The following is a 17,570-nucleotide window of genomic DNA, read 5'->3' as shown; positions in this document are numbered from 1 at the left end:
TGCGAGCTGCCTGTAGTTATCGTATCCGGCAGCGGCAACCAGGGGATTACGGCGAGCGTTCCCGTGGTAGTTTACGCCCGTGCGCTGGAAGTTAGCGAAGAAAAATTATACCGCGCCGTGCTGCTCAGCGATTTGGTAACGGTTTACTTAAAGCAGGGTATCGGCAAGCTGTCGGCTTATTGCGGCGCGGTCAGCGCGGGCTGTGGCAGCGGGGCGGGCGTCGCTTATCTGCACGATATGACGGACGAGCAGATTGAGCATACGGTGGAGAACGCTTTGGCCATCAATTCCGGCATTATCTGCGACGGCGCGAAATCCTCCTGCGCCGCGAAAATCGCCATGGCCGTAGAGGGCGGCCTGCTGGGCTTCGATATGTCCATGGCGCAGCGCAATTTTGCGGGCGGCGACGGCATTGTGCAGGAAACAGCGGACGAAACTATTGCCGCCGTGGGCAAAATTGCCAGCCAGGGCATGGTGGAAACCGATAAAGAAATTATCGACGTCATGCTGGGACTTTAAAGATAAAAAAGACTGCCGTACCGAAAAAGTACGACAGTCCTTTTAATGTAAAAATATTTTTGTAAAATGCTTCGCAGTTTTGTGTATATATGATATAATGTTGGGCATGAGATAGTCGGCGTCGGTTTTCCTACTTCCTAAGAGTAGGGGGTGATATACTATGACAACCTTTGAAGCTTTATCTTTGATGGTAAACTTTGCGGTGTTAGTAGTTATCATTCTCTCATTTCGTAAATAAAATGAGAAAAACCGCCTAGCGGTTAAGGCGGCTTCCTTCAAATTAAATTAAACCAGAGGAAAGCCGGCCTACCCAACCGGCTATCTCTTTTTTATTATAAACGGAAAATGAAAAATAGTCAATTCATCAATGAAAAAAGACTGTCCTACTGGTTTTCGCTTTTAATCGCCGTGTACCAGCCGGGGCCGCCGCCCTGGGAATGGGTGACGAGAATGCCGTCGCCGGCTTTGGCAAAAACTGCCGCCATGGCGTCGCTGATAATTTGCTCGTCAAAAGCGCCGGTGTTGGGCGTCATTTGGCGGAAGAACTGCTCCAGCGCCCCTTTATCCTGCGGCACCTGCACGCCGGGGAAAAAGTCGGGCCAGTTGCCCAGACGGAAATTGCTGAACCACAGCTGATCCATAGTAGCGGCGGGAATGCTTTCAGCAACAGTGGATTGCCCGGCCTTGCCGCGGCGGGGCTGGTCTACAAGATAGGTGCTGTAGCGGCGGTATCAGCGGACGAAGTGGGTGCCAATCCAGGGCTCCTTTGCCGGCAGGCCGTATTTTTCTTTGCCCAAAGCGATGGCTTTCATTAAAAAAGTCATATTGCGGGCCAGTGTGCGCATAGTTTGCAGGCCTTCGCCGTCCTGCAGCGCTTCGCCGGGTTCGCGGCCGTGAACGCTGTTCCAGTATTGGCTGGAGGCCACGGGCATACCGCAGATAGTAAAATATTTATTTAATTCGTCGAAGGTGGAGGACAAACCGCCGCGGCGGGCCACGACGACGCTGGCGCCAACCTTCATAGTCTTATCAAACGGAGTACTGAAAAATAAACGGTCGAGGAAGGCGATAAGCGTAGCGTTGGCCGAAGCGTAGTAAACCGGGCTGGCGATTACCAAACCGTCGCATTCGGCAAATTTCGGCGCTGCGGCGTTAACCTCGTCGTCAAAAACGCAGCGGCCTGTTTGCGCGCATCTGCGGCAGGCAATGCAGCCGCGAACAGCCTTGTGACCGATATGCAGCACCTCTGTTTCCACGCCCTCCGCGTGAAAAATTTTTATCATTTCCTGCAAGGCGGAGTTCGTATTGCCGTGCAGATGGGGGCTGCCGTTAACCAATAAAACCTTCATATAAAAAGACCTCCTTTGTAGCGCCGCGCAGAATTGACTGTGCGCTTCCTAGTCTTATTATAAGACCTGAAGTTGACTTTAAGTCAAGCGTTTCAGAGGAGGTCTGTGAAATTTTTTATGTAATTTTACAGAGTGCGGCCGTAATAAACCATGCCCTCTTCCATAATGAAAACTTCGCTTTCGTTTTTGTCGGATGCAGCCGCATCGTATTTACATTATCTGTGTTGGTTGGTATAAAGCTATGCTTGGCGATTCGCGAGCCAAAGGCGAAGCGAGAGTCTAGCACAACTTATACCCAGCACCCGGCGATTGGCAAGCCAAAGGCGATGACAGAGCCGTGGTAGATGTGGTAAAATGTAGCTGTAAGTTTAATTAAATTATAGAAGTTAAAGCTAACTTTAAGTCAAGAGCTTTTTTGAAAAAATTTTGGGAGGCGGGAAAATGTTTTATACGATTGGCGAAATGGCGAAAATTATGCAGGTGCAGCCTTCAACTCTGCGCTATTATGATAAGGAAGGACTGCTGCCCTTCGTGGAGCGCAGCGAGGGCGGCATCCGTATGTTTAAAGAAAGCGATTACGAAGGGCTGTGCATTATCAGCTGTTTGAAAAATTCCGGTATGCCATTAAAGGATATCCGGGAATTTATGAGCATGGTGCAGCGGGGCGACGCGTCCATCGAGGAGCGTCTGCAGCTTATTAAAAAGCAGCAGGCCGCTATGGAGCAGCAAATGGAAAATTTGCAGAAGATCATGCGCATTTTGGATTACAAGGTTTGGTATTACCAAACGGCTAAGGAAGCAGGCACCACCGCCGTACCGCGGGAAATGAACGAGGACGAGGTTCCGGCCGAGCTGCGGGAGGTTCGCAAGCAGCTGCGCGATATGCACTACCGTCCGGAAGAACTGCTGGCGAAGGAACAGTAAAGCCAATATTATCTATATAAATATAGATAAATTTATAGACAAGAAAGATTCTTTAAGCTATACTGTAATAAAAAAGAGGTGAGACGCGCATGACTATTTTAACAGCCGATAAAATTATTCCCGTTTCTCGTTTTAATAAAGGGGAAGCCAGCAAAATTTTTTCTGAAGTTAAAAATTTTGGTACGAAATATGTTTTTAAAAATAATTTGCCGGAATGTGTTTTGCTTTCGCCGGAGGCGTATGAAAAGCTTGTGGATAATTTGATAGATATGGAATTATATATTGAGGCTGTGGAAAGGCAAAGCAGGCCAGACCGCAAATTATATTCTTCTAAAGAAGCAATGGCTATTTTGGGTATTGATAAAGTAAATCCTGATTGTGAGGTAGAATTTGAATGAATGATAGCTCGCAAAAATTTGACGTCTTTTATTCTGAAGATGCTATCGAGGATATGAAAAAATTAGGCCATTCGGTCATAGCACGCGTAGCCGGCGGTATAGAAAAGGCTTCGTATAATCCTTATCCAAAGGATCAGGGAGGATATGGAAAAAGATTAGGGAATAAACGCGGAATAAATCTTTCCGGCTTGCTAGAAATCAAATTTAGAGGAATGGGTATAAGAGCTGTTTATAAGCTGGTTATAAAAGAAAAATCTATGGAAATAATCGTCGTTTCAGTTAGAGAGGACGAGATTGTTTTTAAAGAAGCGTTTAAAAGAATGAAAAAATGATTGATATAACGTATATTGAATTTTGCACAGCAAAAGCTCCTTACGTCTGCGAGCGTAAGGAGCTTTTTCTTTCGATTAAGATAATTATTACATTCACTTGCCTATATTTATAGGCAAATCCGGCTAACCAATATAACCGATATAATAGCTGAAAATCAGAAGAGTTTCGGTTATAACCGATAGAATTTGCAAAAGTGGCTTGCACTTCGGTTATAACCGTGATAAGATGAAAGCAAAGGAAGTGATAGCATGATTGAACGTGAATTGTATATGCACAGAATCCGGCCGTTTATTGGCAATGATTTGATTAAGGTAATTACAGGGATTCGCCGCAGCGGTAAATCCGTAATGCTGGAGCTGATACAAAAGGAGCTGCTGGCGCAGGGCGCTGCCGCCGGTAATTTTATTACTATAAATTTTGAGGATATCAGTAATGCGAGGCTGTGTACTGCTCTGGCCTTGCATGATGAAATATTGCGGCGCGCCGAAAAAATAGAAGGCAAGGTTTATTTGTTTTTTGACGAAATCCAGGAGGTTGAGGACTGGGAAAAATGTATTAATTCCTTGCGCATGGCTTTGGACTGCGATATTTATCTTACGGGTTCCAACGCTAAATTGCTGAGCGGAGAGCTGGCGACATATTTGGCCGGACGTTATGTGGAGTTTGTTATTTACCCATTTTCCTTTGGGGAATTTTACGAGCTGTATCGGGATGCGTTTCCGGAAAGCGGCCTAAGCGCTTGCTTCAATAAATATTTATTGCTGGGCGGCATGCCCTATCTGCATCGTTTAGGCTATGAGCCGGGGGCTTGCCGTCAGTATTTGCAGGATTTGTATAATTCGGTGGAGCTGAAAGATATTATTAAACGCAATAATATCAGGGACGTGGATTTGCTGGAAAGAATTATCGCTTATATGACGGTGAACACGGGCAGCAGCTTTTCGGCCAACAGTATCGCTAAATATTTTAAAAGCGAAGGACGCAAGGTTTCGGCAGAAACAATTCTGAATTATATTAAGGCAGCTGCGGACGCCTTTTTATTTTATCAGGTGAAGCTTGAGGATTTGCCGGGGAAGAAGCTTTTAGCGGTTAATGAAAAATATTATGTGGCGGACCATGGTATTCGCGAGGCGGTGCTTGGCGGCAATTTGCCTAATATCAATTTGATTTTGGAAAATATAGTTTATCTGGAGCTTTTGCGGCGCGGCTATACTGTGCATGTGGGGCGCAACGGCGTTAAGGAAATTGATTTTGTGGCTGCCAAGCAGGGAAAGAAGCTTTATGTTCAGGTAACGTATCTGTTAGCGTCGCCGGAAACTGTGGAGAGAGAATTTGGCGCATACGACGGTATCGAGGATAATTTTCCTAAGTATGTAGTTTCTATGGACGAATTTGATTTGAGCCGCAACGGCATTATTCATTGCAATATCCGTGATTTTTTACTGCAAGAGTGGTAATAAAAATAAAAACGAAAGCCAGGAACGGAAACTTTATCTTAAAGTTTAGTTCCTGGCTTTTTGCTGTTTATGAAATTTTACGCCTTGTACCCTCTTGCTTCAGCAACCTTTGCGAAAGCGTTGGCTGCGGCGTCGATGGTTTTTTGAATATCCTCCGGGCTGTGCGCCAGCGAGAGGAAATTGGTTTCAAACTGGGACGGCGGCAGATAAATGCCCTGTTCCAGCATGGAATGGAAATAAATTTTGAAGGCCTCCAAGTCGCTGGCGGCGGCGCTGTCAAAATCCGTAACGGGCTTATCGCTGAAAAAGACGGTGAACATGCTGCCCAGACGGTGTACCTGCACGGGTACGCCGGCTTTGGCTGCGGCCCGTTCCAAACCGCCGGTTAAAATCGCGGTCATGCTCTCCAGCTTTTCGCAGACCTTGTTCTGCTCCATATAGTTCAGCGCCGCAATGCCTGCTGCCATAGCCAGCGGGTTGCCGCTCAGGGTTCCGGCCTGATACATGGGGCCTGCGGGCGAAACCTGCCGCATGATTTCGCGTTTGCCGCCGTAGGCTGCTACCGGCAGGCCGCCGCCGATAACCTTGCCTAAGCAGGTAATATCCGGGTCGATTTCGTACAGCGATTGGCTGCCGCCCTGGGCGCTGCGGAAGCCGCTCATAACCTCGTCGCAGATTAGCAGAGCGCCGTATTTTTTTGTCAGTTCGCGCACTGCCTGCAGGTAGCCGTCGTGCGGCAGCACCAGACCCATATTGCCGGGAGTAGGCTCTAAAATTACGGCTGCGATTTCTGCGCCGCGTTCGGCAAAAACTTTTTCCAGCGCGGGCAAATTGTTAAACGGCACGGTGATAGTGGTAGACGCTACGGCTTTAGGCACGCCGGGGCTGTCCGGCACGCCGAAGGTTGTAGCGCCGCTGCCGGCCTTTACCAGCAGGCTGTCGTGGTGGCCGTGGTAGCAGCCGATAAATTTTACGATGCAGTCGCGTCCCGTGTAAGCGCGGGCCAGACGCAGGGCGCTCATGGTGGCTTCGGTGCCGCTGTTGACCATGCGCACCATTTCCATGGAGGGAACCAGACGGCAGACTAATTTTGCCAGCTCGGTTTCGGCCAGCGTGGGCGCGCCGTAGGAGGTGCCTTTTTCTGCGGCTTCCTTAATGGCTGCGGTTACGCAGTCGGGAACGTGGCCCATAAGCAGCGGGCCGTAGCTTAAAACGTAATCGATATATTCGTTGCCGTCGATATCGTAAATTTTGCTGCCCTTGCCGCCGGCGATGAAGGGAGGGACGCCGCCGACGCTGCGGAAGGAGCGTACGGGGCTGTTGACGCCGCCGGGGATGTATTTACACGCTTCTTCAAAGGCTTCAAATGATTTATTATTAGTCATAGAAATTTCCTTTCTTCAAAGCAGCCGATAAAATACCATCTGCTTCGTTGCGGCTCCTAGGAGTATTTATTATACGCCGTCGTCGCCACGCCTCGCATCTGGTACTTTCTCGACTGCTTTATTTTTGGTTTATCCAAAAGGCTTTATCAGCGATTTTCACGCAGCCACTTGGCTACGTCCAGCGCATGATAGGTGATAATCATTTTAGCGCCGGCGCGTTTGAAGCCCAGCATAGTTTCCATAACGATGCGCTTTTCGTCAATCCAGCCTTTTTCTGCCGCAGCTTTGACCATTGCGTACTCGCCGCTGACATTGTAAACGCACAGCGGGCGGTTAAAGGTTTCGTGGACGCGCTGCACGATATCCAAAAAGGCCAGCGCGGGCTTCACCATGATGATATCCGCGCCTTCTTCAATGTCCAGCGCAGTTTCGCGCAGCGCTTCGTCACTGTTGGCAGGGTCCATCTGGTAGCCTTTGCGGTCGCCTGCAGAGGGAGTGGAGTCGGCTGCCGCGCGGAAGGGGCCGTAATAGGCGGAAGCAAATTTTGCGGAGTAAGCCATAATGGGAATATGCTTGAAGCCTGCCCCATCCAGCGCTTCACGGATAGCCTTTACATAACCGTCCATCATATTGGAGGGCGCAATCATATCGGCTCCGGCCTGGCAATGGGAAACGGCGACTTTCGCAAGCAGAGGCAGGGTTTCGTCGTTATTGACGGTGCAGCCGTTCTGCAGTACGCCGCAGTGGCCGTGGTCGGTGTATTCGCACAGGCAGACGTCGGTGATGATGACCAGCCCGGGATATTTGGCTTTGATAAGTTGGCAGGCCTTCTGCACGGGCTCGTTCATATCCCAGCCGCTGCTGCCGACAGCGTCCTTGTAAGAAGGCACGCCGAAAAGGATAATCGCTGGGATGCCCAGCTTAACGACTTCGTCCACGCATTCGGATACGCGGTCAACGGACCAGTGATAATTTCCGGGAAGGGATTCTATTTCGTGTTTGATATTTTCGCCGGGAACGACGAAAATAGGGTAGATTAAATCTTTAACGGATACTTCGGTTTCGCGGATCATAGCGCGCAGATTTTCGGTAGCGCGGGTGCGGCGCGGACGGTAAATAGGAAATCCTGTAATAGACATTTTGCTTTCACTCCTTAATCCTGCCGAGAGGAAGCGGACGGCGCTTGGTCAACGGCTTATTTATTGTAAAAATTTTCGATGGCCTGCATTAAGCCGTCGATGGTATATTTTTCTGCTTCGATTGCCGGGGTCAGGCCGTGCTGGCGCAGAGTTGCGGCGGTAACGGGGCCGATGGCCGCCAAAGCCGCCTTTTGCAGCAGCTCCTTATTCTCGCCCAAAACCTTCAGCAGATTGGTAACGGTGGAGGAGCTGGTGAAGGTTACGACGCTGGCGCTGCCGTTCCGCAGGGCTGCCAGCAGCTCGTCCCTGTTTTCGCAGTCAGCTGCGGTTTCATAAGCGGTGACTACGTCAACCTGAGCGCCGATTTTGCGCAGGGATTCGGGCAGCACCTCGCGGGCCACTTTGGCGCGGGCAATTAAAATTTTATCTCCTTGGGCGATTTGTCCGGCCAAAGCTTCGGCCAGTTCCTCCGCTTTGTAGGCGGAGGGAATAAGGTCGGCGGTGAGGCCGCGGTCTGCCAAGGCTTGGTGGCGCTGCCGATAGCCGCCAGCTTGACGTTGGCCAGGGCGCGGGCGTCTTTGCCTGCTTTCAGCAAACGCTGGAAGAAATAATCCACGCCGTTGGCGCTGGTGAATACAAGCCATTTATAAGCGTGCAGCTCGCTGATAGCTTTATCCAGGGGAGCGTAATCTGCGGCCGCTACGATTTTAATTGCCGGAACTTCGATAACCTTTGCACCCTGGGCTTCCAGCTTTTTGGTCAGCTCGCTGGCCTGAGCGCGGGCGCGGGTGACGATAACGGTTTTGCCGAACAGCGGCTTGTTGTCGAACCATTGCAGCTGCTGGCGTAGCTTAACCACCTCGCCGACGATGAAGATGGCGGGGGGCTTGAAGTTATTGGCCTTGACGTCGGCGGCGGCGCTGCCCAGGGTAGTAACCAGAGTGCGCTGTTCCGGATGAGTGCCCCAGCGGATAACGGCGGCGGGGCAGTCGGCACTGCGGCCGTTGGCGATCAGCTGCTTGCTGATTTTTTCAATATTTTCTACGCCCATGAGGAAGACCAGAGTGTCCACGGCAGTGGCCAGACCCTGCCAGTTAATGGTGGATTCGCCCTTGGTGGGGTCCTCGTGGCCGGTGATTACGGCAAAGGAGGTCGCTACATGGCGGTGGGTAACGGGAATGCCGGCGTATTCGGCAACGGCAATGGCGCTGGTGACGCCGGGAACAAATTCAAAGGGTTGCCCTGCTTCCAACAGCTCGATGGCTTCTTCGCCGCCGCGTCCGAAAACGAAGGGGTCGCCGCCCTTTAAGCGGGCAACGGTTTTGCCCTCCTGGGCCAATTTTACCAGCAGCTTGTTGATATCGGGCTGACGCATGGTGTGGTTGGCGCTGGCCTTGCCCACGTAAACCATTTCTGCGTCCTTACGGGCGAAGGCCAGAATGCGGGTGTCGGCCAAACGGTCGTAAACTACGGCGTCGGCAGTTTCCAGACATTCCTTGGCTTTTAAGCCCAATAAGCCCGGGTCGCCGGGGCCTGCGCCTATCAAATAAACTTTACCTTGTTTAGTCATTATGTCACGCTCCTTAAAGTATTGCGGCCAGAATTTCCTGACCGCCGTTAGCCAGCATTTTTCTGCCTAATTCCTGTCCCAGGCTGACGGCGTTGTCGGCGCTGCCTGTAATTGTATCGCGTAAAACGGTGCTGCCGTCCAAAGCGGCGATGATAGCTTCCACGCGGATTTTGTCGCCCTCCACGTCAGCGTGCACGCCGATGGGAACCTGACAGCCGCCTTCGACCAAGCCCAGAAAGGCGCGTTCGGCGCTGGTGGCCTGACGTGTAGGCAGGTCGTCTAAAAAGTCCAGCATGGCGCGGGTTTCTGTGTCGTTAGCGCGGCATTCTATAGCCAGTGCGCCCTGACCTACGGCGGGCAGGCAAACGCCGGAAGGAATCAAGCCTTTAATGCGGTCGGCGTGGCCCAAACGCTCCAAGCCTGCGGCTGCCAGAATAATGGCGTCGTACAGCCCCTCGTCCAGCTTGCGCAGGCGGGTATCCACATTGCCGCGCAAATCCCGGATATTTAAATCTGGGCGAGCGGCTAACAGCTGGGCCCTGCGGCGCAGGCTGGATGTGCCGACTACCGCGCCCAGGGGCAGCTCCGCAAAGCTGGCGTATTTATTGCTGACGAAGGCGTCGCCTACGTTGGCGCGGGTGGTGATGGCCGTCAGGCACAAGCCTTCGGGCAGCACCGTGGGCATATCCTTCAAACTGTGAACCGCTAAATCGATTTCGCCGCTCAGCAGCTCTTCTTCGATTTCTTTAGTAAAAAGACCTTTGCCGCCGATTTGGGCCAGGGGCACGTCTAAAATTTTATCACCTTTGGTAACTATCTTTTTTAATCCTATTTCGCATTCGGGATATTGCCTGCGCAGGCAGGCTGCAATGTGGTTGCTCTGCCACAGAGCCAGCAGGCTTTGCCTAGTCCCAATCTTCAATTTTGCTTTCATCGCCAAACTCCTCTCCGCTTTCGTTCAGTAAGAATAAATCGCACATCATTTTTTTGTAGCGCTCTTCCTCCGGCGTACCGGCTACGGCGTTCATGGCCTTCATGGGCTCGCGCAGAAATTTATGCCCCAGCCGCTGGGTCATTAAATCGATAATGCGGCGCTGCTCGTCCGTCAGCTCCGGCAGCTTGATAAAGGCTTTTTTGAGCACCTTCTGGCGCAGAAAATTCATTTTATCGTGCAGCTGCACCATAACGGGCCGCATGGTGTAATAGCGCAGGCGTTCCTTGAGCGCCGCAATTTCCTCGGCAATAATTTGCTCGGCCACCTGGGCTTCGTGGCTGCGGAAGCTTTTATTCACGTCCACCACGTCCTCTAGGTCGTCGATATTATAAACGGTTACTCCCTTCATGCCGTTTAAGGCCGGGTCCACGTCGCGGGGCACGGCAATATCAATGAGAATCAGCGGCCGTCCCTGACGTTGGGGCAGCAGCGGCCCTAAATTTTCGGCGGTCAGCACATAATGGGGCGCGCCAGTAGAGGTGATGATGATATCGGCCTGCGCCGCCTGCTTAAACATTTCCTGATAGGGGATGGCCGTGCCGCTGAATTTTTCGGCCAGCTCCTGAGCGTGATCCAAATTGCGGTTGCTGACGAAAATCGTCTTTGCGCCCTTGTCGATGAGGTGACGCGCCGTCAGCTCGCTCATATGGCCAGCGCCGACTACGAGAATATTGGCGTGCGTCAAATCGCCTAAAATATTGATGGCCAGGTCAACGGCGGCGCTGGATACGGATACGCTGCTGTAGGCGATTTTCGTTTCCGTGCGCACCCGCTTGCCTACGGCGATGGCCCGGTTCATCAGCGTATTTAAAATGGTATCGGTCATGCCGTTGGTGCGGGCGATTTGATAAGCATTTTTAATCTGGCTTAAAATCTGCCCTTCGCCAATAATCAGCGAATCCAGACTGGAGGCAACACGGAAAAGATGCTGTACGCAGAGCGTTCCCGTCAGATGATAAAAATATTCGTTCTTGTAATGTTCACCTGCCAAATGCTTGAGCAGATGCTTTAAAAAGGGAATGGCCTCGTGCGGATTTTCGATAACCATGTACAGCTCCGTGCGGTTGCAGGTAGAAAGCAGCATGGCTTCGGGGATATTATCGTAATTGCGCATACGCCGAAGTATGCTGGCTACCCGGTCGCTAGTGAAATTAAAGCGTTCACGGATCTCAACGGGGGCCGTTTTGTGATTGAGTCCTAAAACCGTTAATTGCATTTAATATTCTCTCCTTTGCTTGAGCAGCTTGGCCTGCCGTCACTAAATTTAAAAGCTCGTCGCTTAGCGTCTGCCGCCAAAAGGCTGTGCGCTGGGCCGGGGCAGAGGGGATTTGCCGCACCAAAGCGCGCTGCCGTAATAAAAAATCGTTGAAGTCGGCCAGCTCCGGCGTAACGGTTTGCTGCAAGCGCCGTTTGAGCAGCCGCGTAAAGGCCGGCATACCGCCGGTGGCCAGGGCTACGGTAATGGTACCTTCGCTGAAGGACGAGGGGACGATGAAATTACTCAGCTCCGGCTCGGTAATATTATTGCACAGGCAGGGCGCATCGGCTGTGACCTGTCTGTTGACTGCGGCGCTGTCCGTAGCGGCGACGACGATGAAAGCACCGTTAAGGTATTGCGGGTCGTAAGACGCCTGAATCAACCGGCAATTATATTTTTGCGCCTGCTGCCGGAGCTCGCCGCAAAAATCCAAAGCTATCACGGTAACGCTGGCCGCAGCCTCGCACAGCGTGGTCAGCTTGCGCGCCGCCACTGCGCCGCCGCCGACGATGACGCAGTACTTTCCTTGTAAGCGCAGCATCGCCGGATAGTAAAAATCGTTCTTAATAAGCATTGCTTGATTCACCTGTTGGAAAACGATAATATATTTCATTAAACAGTCTTCTTAACTTTATATATGATACCATAAATCATAGATTTTATAAAGTATAGAAGCGCGAATTTGTCCGGGAAGAATGAAAAACAAAAAGCTCCGCCCATACTGCTTGAGCAATACGGACGGAGCTTTGCAATGATGCGTTAGAATGGTTGAGCTTATTGGTGCAGCTCCATGTCGCGGCTGGCGATGATATTTACGCCTAAGCCTAAAATATTTTCTACGACTACGTCACCGGTTTTTACGGGAGCCTGCAGCTTAACGCCGCGCAGATAGCGGGCGCAGTCCAAAATGCGCTCCTTGGGCAGCACGTTGGCGCTGACTACGGGCAGCAGCGGCAGTACGCCGCCGTCGATAGCCACGGTGGAGGTCAGCATGCGCTTGGGCGCGGTAACTTCGTCGTTAGCGTATTTAGGGCCGCGGGGGCAGGTGTTGCCGGTAACGTTGGTAACGGCTCCGTTTTCAATAGTTACGGTTAATTCACAGCCCATAGGGCACATAATGCAGTTCATAACGCGAGTTTCAACAGCCATTTTATACCCTCCTTACAGTACCAGGCCGACGGTAACTTCGTCGCCGATCTGGTTGAATTTGGCGGCAGGAATTTCTACCGCGATCATTTCGCTGGGCTTAGCCACGGGCAGGGGCTTGGTCAGCAGCGTATTGTCGCCGCTCTTGATGACCAGCTTGACCTTGCGGTGAGGAGCCGCTACGCGCATAAACAGCTTGATTTTTTCGTCGGCCGGAATGGCGGCGGGCAGGGTGAGCTGCTGCGGTACGCAGGTGCGCACGCCGTCGACAGCTTTTACGGTAACGGTGCGGTTGTCGGCGGCCAGTTTGCCCTGCGCTTTGAGAGCGGCATACTTGCCGGCGATTTCCGCTTCCTCGGATACGAAGTCAACCAGGTCGTGTACGTGTACTACATTGCCTGCGGCGAAGAAACCGTCCAGGCTGGTTTCGCGGTGCTGGTCGACAACGGGGCCGTTGGTCAGCGGGTTCATGGCTAAATCGAGGCCGCGGGACAATTCGTTTTCGGGAATCAGACCTACGGACAGCAGCACGGTATCGCATTCGATATCAAATTCCGTACCCGGAATCGGCGTCATGCGTTCGTCAACCTTGGCCACGGTAATGCCGGTTACGCGCTCTTCGCCGTGAATAGCCACGATGGTGTGGGACAGATACAGAGGAATATTGTAATCGTTCAGGCATTGTACGATATTGCGGGTTAAGCCGTTGGAGAAGGGGCAGATTTCCAGGCAGGCCTGCACCTTGCAGCCCTCCAGGCTCATGCGGCGGGCCATGATGAGGCCGATGTCGCCGCTGCCCAGAATAACGATTTTATGGCCGGGCAGATAGCCTTCCATATTTACCATGCGCTGTGCTGCGCCGGCGGTGAATACGCCTGCGGGACGCTCGCCGGGAATGCGGATAGCGCCGCGGGTACGCTCGCGGCAGCCCATGGTCAGGATTACGGTTTTGCCTTCTAATTTAAGCAAGCCCTTTTCCGGGTTGACGGCAATAACGGTTTTATTGCTTTGGACGTCTAAAACCATGGTGTCAACCAAAGTTTCGATTTCGGGTTTGTCTTTAATCAGCTCGATGCAGCGGTGCGCATAGCCGGGGCCGGTCAGCTCCTCTTTGAAGTGATGCAGGCCGAAGCCGTTGTGGATGCATTGCTGCAGAATGCCGCCCAATTCGCGGTCGCGCTCGATAACGATGATTTTCTTGGCGCCGTTCTGCCAGGCGCTGTAAGCAGCAGAAAGACCGGCAGGGCCGCCGCCGACAATAATTACATCATATAACTGGTTCATAATTATTCCTCCCCGCCGTCTACCGGATATTTTTCATAGAACATATTGGAATCTGCGCGCTCCTTGAGTACCTCCGGAATGGGGATATTCAGCTCGCGGGCCAAAATCTGGGTAACGCGCGGGCCGCAGAAGCCGCCCTGGCAGCGACCCATACCTGCGCGGGTGCGGCGTTTTACGCCGTCCACAGTGCGGGCGCCTACGGGGGAGTTGATAGCTTCCACAATTTCGCCTTCGGTTACGGTTTCGCAGCGGCAGATTACGCGGCCATACAGCTTATTCTCTGCAATTTTAGCTGCCTGCTCGGAGGCGGTCATGCGAGTGAAAGCTTTTTTCTTAGGCAGCGCAGCCTTGAAGTCGGCTTTTTTGGCAGCGCCGGATACGCGGGCGATTTCGTTGGCGATAAGCTCGCCTACGGCTGGAGCCGCGGTCAGGCCGGGGGACTGCATACCTGCGGCGTTAAATAAACCGGGAACGGCGTCGCAGGGGCCGATGATGAAGTCGCCGGTGCTGGAAACTGCGCGCAGGCCGGCAAATTCTGTAATGGCGGCGCCCATGGGCAGATTGGGGATGAGCTTGCGGGCGGAAGCAATGATTTCATTCATGCCGCCGGTAGTAACCGCATGATCATCTTTGGATTCCTGCTCGTTGGCGTTGGGGCCGATAAAGGTGTTGCCGTGGGTAGTGGTGCAAACCAGAATACCCTTGGATTTTTTCGTCGGCGTGGGGAATACGACGCCGTAAACCAGGCTGCTGCACGCAGTCTTATCAAACAAAATATATTCGCCCTTACGCGGGGTGATGGTAAAGCTGTCGTCGCCCGCTAATTTAGCGATTTCATCCGCATAAATACCGGCAGCGTTGACTACGTATTTAGCTGCGATAACGCCTTTGGAGGTTTGAACGCCGGTAATGCGGCCTTCTTCTTTAATAAAGCCCAATACCTTGCAGTCGCGGATTACTTCCGCGCCGTTTTGCACAGCGCATTGAGCGAAAGCGATGGCTGCGCCGAAAGGCCAGCATACGCCGGCGCTGGGAGCCCACAATGCGCCTTTTACGGTTGTCAGGTTAGGCTCCTGCTCTAAAACTTCTTCATGAGTCAGGATTTGCAGGCCCTCTACGCCGTTGGCGCGGCCGCGCTGCATAAGCTCCTGCAAAGTCTGCATTTCTTCGTCGGTAGTTGCAGCGACTAAAGAACCGGTCCATTTAATATCCAGATCCAGGTCTTTTTCCAATTCGTGATACAGCCTGTTGCCGCGGACATTGGTAATAGCCTTCAGGCTTCCCGTAGGGGCGTCGAAGCCTGCGTGCAGGATAGCGCTGTTGGCTTTAGTGGTTCCTAAAGCGACGTCCGGCTCTTTTTCAACCAGTACGCATTTCAGGTCGTACTTGGAAAGCTCGCGCAAAACAGCAGTACCCACAATGCCGCCACCAATAACGACTACATCAGCGGATTTTACAAATTCCATTCTGTCACTTCCTTGCTGAATTTTCTTGAAAATTACAAGTAAATTTTATCACATTTTGCCAAAAAAAAGAACTGCCGCAGAGCAGTTCTTCGCAGATTTTTTCACAATTTTATCAAATTTTGTCCGCGCGGGACGTAGACGTTACCGCTTGAGCAGAAAATAACGCAAGGGCAGATACTTTTCCGGCTCTTCAATCAAAATATCGGTGCGGCTTTAGCGCCTTAGTAGTTTAATCCTCTTCTGAAAAATACAATAAAACCATTAGTATAACTTCGTTGCCTAACTTCTAAGAGATATGTTATCATATTCTTAGAAAAGGATGTAAGCATATAATCAGTAAAAATAACCTGCGGAAAACAAATAGCGGCAAGGAGGTATGCGCAATGCGTAAATTATGGCTTGTTTTTTTGCTTTTTGTATTATGCCTCAGCTGTACGGCTTGGGCCAAGGAAAAGCAGGCGGACGCCAAGGACGAAGGCGTGCGCCCGGCAGTCGTTATAACGGTAGAAGAAATGGAGCGCCGCTGGCCGGAGCAGGACGCGGACGCAGATTTGCTTTACGTTAAAGTCAAGGACGACCAGGTGGAGGTTTACGAAGGGCTGGCTAAGAACCGCTCCTTACGCAAGCAGCTTATTTTGCAGCTGCCTAACGCTGAGATGCTGCGCCTGTACACTTTGAACAAAGCGACTTACGAGCAGATGAGCAAGATGCTGCTTGATTACGAAAACGACAATACAAATTTTAACGGCTATAAAATTATTACGGATAAGGATTTAACGCGTAAGCTGGACAACGGCGCGCAGGTTTACCGCTTCTGGTTCATGAAGATTGAGCGGGAGAAGGCGAGCCGCCGCGGTTGGAACGTGCCTATCGGCATCGGTATCGGCATAGGCGGGCATAGGCATCACGGGCCGTGGATTGGCGTGGGCTGGTAACGGCGAGAAAAAATTGAGGCTTCCCGGGCGCTTAATAAAGCGGGGAAGCCTTTTATATTGGCAAATTTTTAATCTACGTCCTTGGTATGGGAACGCATACTCTTTCGCGCAGCCCAGGACCAGAAGCAGACTACGCATAGCCAGCCAACGCCAGTAGCGTAGGCTACGCTGATTAAGCCGTATTCGCCGATAAACAGATAGGCAAGGAGTGCGCGCAGGGCGATGTGCCCGGTCGCGCCGATTGTGGGAAGCGCTAACCGGCCGCAGCCCTCAAAATATCCGGCTAAGGCGTTGCCCGTAAAACATAAAAAGTAAAAGAGCGCTACGGTTTGCATATATTCCACGCCCTGCAGCCAGCCTTCACCAACGCCTGTTCCCAGCATAAAAGCGATGCCCGCAGGCGCGCCGGCGTAAAGCAATAGAGATGACGCTGCCCCGAACAGCACGAGCAGCTTAAGCCCGGTAAAAAATCCTCGCCTAACGCGGTCGAGGCGCAGTGCGCCGATATTTTGCGCGATAAAAATATTCAACGCTGCCGTACCGCTGTCGCCGAAAGAATTGACGAAGCCTTCTAATCTCCCGGCGGCGGTGTACGCCGCTACCATGCCGACGCCGCAGCTGTTGACCGCGCCCTGCACCAGCAGCTTGCCGATGTAAAGATTTGAATTGTGCATGGCAGTCGCCAAAGCGTAGCCGCAGGTGCGGCGCAAAAGTTTGCAATCTATTTTGCAATCGTCCTTGCCAAATAAAAGCTGGGGCAGGCGCCGTCGTAAATAAATGTAACAGCAAAGCGCGGCAAAGAGCTGCGCCAGCACGGTCGCCCACGCAGCGCCGCCGATGCCCCATTGCAGCGCGGCGACGAAAAGCAAATCCAATAACAAATTGAGCAGCATAGCCACAGCCAGAAAAAACAGAGCCATGAACGTATCGCCGACGGCGCGCAGCAGCACGCTGCAATAATTATATAAAAAAGTCGTCAACAGCCCGGCGAAAATAATTTGCAAATAAATTTTTAAAGACGGGATAATTTCAGGCGGCGTAGAAATCAAGCGCAGAACGTCGTCCGTAGCGTACCAACCGGCGGCGCTTATCAAAATGGTAAACGCCGTTCCGACGGCAAAAGCCAGAAAAGCTTCGTTACGGAAGGATAGGCAATCCTTTTTCCCGTAAAATTGCGCCCAAATGATGCCGACCCCCGTACAGCCGCCGCCGATTACAAAAATAAATAGGTTCATGACGGAGGAGGCGACGCCGATGGCGGCGAAGGCTTCAGTTCCGATAAAACGTCCGGCTACCAAAGCATCGATAGTATTATAAAGCTGTTGCAAAATATTGCCGATGATTAAGGGAACCGCCAACGTCAACAGCTGGCGCGGTATATTCCCGTGGGCGAGTTCTTTAGGCATGGCTTTT

The 17,570-nt window shown here is 51.9% G+C and carries 18 protein-coding genes and 1 pseudogene; 7 read left to right on the top strand and 12 right to left on the bottom strand.

Annotation, left to right across the window (positions count from 1 at the left end):
• On the top strand, window positions 1-519 hold a 519-nt coding region (locus QZ105_RS01630; RefSeq protein ID WP_293728105.1), incomplete at its 5' end, for an L-serine ammonia-lyase, iron-sulfur-dependent, subunit alpha.
• Window positions 520-679: 160 nt separating this feature from the next.
• Entirely contained in the window at window positions 680-757 is a 78-nt protein-coding gene (locus QZ105_RS10495) for a putative holin-like toxin (RefSeq protein WP_366935953.1), read from the top strand.
• A gap of 145 nt (window positions 758-902) precedes the next feature.
• On the opposite strand, the gene QZ105_RS01625 is transcribed toward QZ105_RS10495, so the two are convergent.
• Together QZ105_RS01625 and QZ105_RS01620 are read right to left on the bottom strand one after the other, a co-directional pair.
• On the bottom strand, window positions 903-1,160 hold the full coding sequence (locus QZ105_RS01625) for a hypothetical protein (RefSeq protein WP_293728104.1): 258 nt from the start codon (window positions 1,158-1,160) through the stop codon (window positions 903-905).
• A 90-nt stretch (window positions 1,161-1,250) separates the two neighbouring features.
• Window positions 1,251-1,868: a flavodoxin family protein gene (locus tag QZ105_RS01620; RefSeq protein ID WP_293728103.1), complete on the bottom strand. Its 618-nt coding sequence runs from the start codon at window positions 1,866-1,868 to the stop codon at window positions 1,251-1,253.
• A gap of 441 nt (window positions 1,869-2,309) precedes the next feature.
• Here QZ105_RS01620 and QZ105_RS01615 point away from each other — a divergent pair, with 441 nt between their 5' ends.
• The 4 genes from QZ105_RS01615 to QZ105_RS01600 all read left to right on the top strand — a co-directional run bounded on the left by QZ105_RS01615 (window position 2,310) and on the right by QZ105_RS01600 (window position 4,980).
• Window positions 2,310-2,792 carry a MerR family transcriptional regulator gene (locus QZ105_RS01615; RefSeq protein ID WP_293728102.1) on the top strand — a complete coding sequence of 161 codons (483 nt, stop codon included), beginning with the start codon at window positions 2,310-2,312 and terminating at the stop codon, window positions 2,790-2,792.
• 89 nt (window positions 2,793-2,881) lie between these two features.
• The gene (locus QZ105_RS01610; RefSeq protein ID WP_293728101.1) at window positions 2,882-3,190 is read left to right on the top strand and encodes a hypothetical protein; all 309 of its coding nucleotides are present in this window, start codon (window positions 2,882-2,884) and stop codon (window positions 3,188-3,190) included.
• Window positions 3,187-3,522 carry a type II toxin-antitoxin system RelE/ParE family toxin gene (locus QZ105_RS01605; protein ID WP_293728100.1) on the top strand — a complete coding sequence of 112 codons (336 nt, stop codon included), beginning with the start codon at window positions 3,187-3,189 and terminating at the stop codon, window positions 3,520-3,522. Before QZ105_RS01610 ends, QZ105_RS01605 begins: the two co-directional genes overlap by 4 nt.
• Before the next feature lie 249 nt (window positions 3,523-3,771).
• A complete protein-coding gene (locus tag QZ105_RS01600; RefSeq protein ID WP_293728099.1) occupies window positions 3,772-4,980 on the top strand; it encodes an ATP-binding protein in 1,209 nt (402 codons plus the stop codon).
• 77 nt (window positions 4,981-5,057) lie between these two features.
• Here the strand turns inward: QZ105_RS01600 and hemL are convergent, their stop codons facing one another.
• The 9 genes and pseudogenes from hemL to QZ105_RS01555 form a co-directional block, all read right to left on the bottom strand.
• Window positions 5,058-6,365, bottom strand: a complete 1,308-nt coding sequence (gene hemL, locus QZ105_RS01595; RefSeq protein WP_293728098.1) for a glutamate-1-semialdehyde 2,1-aminomutase — start codon at window positions 6,363-6,365, stop codon at window positions 5,058-5,060.
• 146 nt (window positions 6,366-6,511) lie between these two features.
• On the bottom strand, window positions 6,512-7,504 hold the full coding sequence (gene hemB / locus QZ105_RS01590; RefSeq protein ID WP_293728097.1) for a porphobilinogen synthase: 993 nt from the start codon (window positions 7,502-7,504) through the stop codon (window positions 6,512-6,514).
• Window positions 7,505-7,560: 56 nt separating this feature from the next.
• A pseudogene (gene cobA, locus QZ105_RS01585) lies at window positions 7,561-9,074 on the bottom strand (uroporphyrinogen-III C-methyltransferase).
• 13 nt (window positions 9,075-9,087) lie between these two features.
• A complete protein-coding gene (gene hemC / locus QZ105_RS01580; RefSeq protein WP_293728096.1) occupies window positions 9,088-10,008 on the bottom strand; it encodes a hydroxymethylbilane synthase in 921 nt (306 codons plus the stop codon).
• Window positions 9,980-11,284: a glutamyl-tRNA reductase gene (hemA, locus tag QZ105_RS01575; RefSeq protein WP_293728095.1), complete on the bottom strand. Its 1,305-nt coding sequence runs from the start codon at window positions 11,282-11,284 to the stop codon at window positions 9,980-9,982. The genes hemC and hemA overlap by 29 nt, the downstream gene beginning before the upstream one ends.
• Window positions 11,238-11,939 carry a bifunctional precorrin-2 dehydrogenase/sirohydrochlorin ferrochelatase gene (locus QZ105_RS01570; protein WP_293728094.1) on the bottom strand — a complete coding sequence of 234 codons (702 nt, stop codon included), beginning with the start codon at window positions 11,937-11,939 and terminating at the stop codon, window positions 11,238-11,240. Before QZ105_RS01570 ends, hemA begins: the two co-directional genes overlap by 47 nt.
• Before the next feature lie 161 nt (window positions 11,940-12,100).
• Window positions 12,101-12,475 carry a DUF1667 domain-containing protein gene (locus QZ105_RS01565; protein ID WP_293728093.1) on the bottom strand — a complete coding sequence of 125 codons (375 nt, stop codon included), beginning with the start codon at window positions 12,473-12,475 and terminating at the stop codon, window positions 12,101-12,103.
• Window positions 12,476-12,487: 12 nt separating this feature from the next.
• Complete coding sequence (locus tag QZ105_RS01560) at window positions 12,488-13,756, bottom strand: NAD(P)/FAD-dependent oxidoreductase (protein WP_293728092.1); 1,269 nt, start codon at window positions 13,754-13,756, stop codon at window positions 12,488-12,490.
• Between the two features lie 2 nt (window positions 13,757-13,758).
• Window positions 13,759-15,222 (bottom strand): NAD(P)/FAD-dependent oxidoreductase, encoded by a 1,464-nt coding sequence (locus tag QZ105_RS01555; RefSeq protein WP_293728091.1) that lies wholly within the window; start codon window positions 15,220-15,222, stop codon window positions 13,759-13,761.
• 383 nt (window positions 15,223-15,605) lie between these two features.
• On the opposite strand from QZ105_RS01555, the gene QZ105_RS01550 reads away from it, so the two are divergent.
• Window positions 15,606-16,157, top strand: coding sequence for a hypothetical protein (locus QZ105_RS01550; RefSeq protein ID WP_293728090.1), 552 nt, complete (start codon window positions 15,606-15,608; stop codon window positions 16,155-16,157).
• Window positions 16,158-16,225: 68 nt separating this feature from the next.
• On the opposite strand, the gene QZ105_RS01545 is transcribed toward QZ105_RS01550, so the two are convergent.
• The gene (locus tag QZ105_RS01545; RefSeq protein WP_293728089.1) at window positions 16,226-17,563 is read right to left on the bottom strand and encodes an MATE family efflux transporter; all 1,338 of its coding nucleotides are present in this window, start codon (window positions 17,561-17,563) and stop codon (window positions 16,226-16,228) included.
• Window positions 17,564-17,570: the final 7 nt, after the last annotated feature.

The organism is uncultured Phascolarctobacterium sp. (genome assembly GCF_905212365.1).
GTDB lineage: Bacteria > Bacillota > Negativicutes > Acidaminococcales > Acidaminococcaceae > Phascolarctobacterium_A.
The sequence above is the reverse complement of the archived record's forward strand: the minus strand, read 5'-3'. Positions and strand labels throughout refer to the sequence as shown.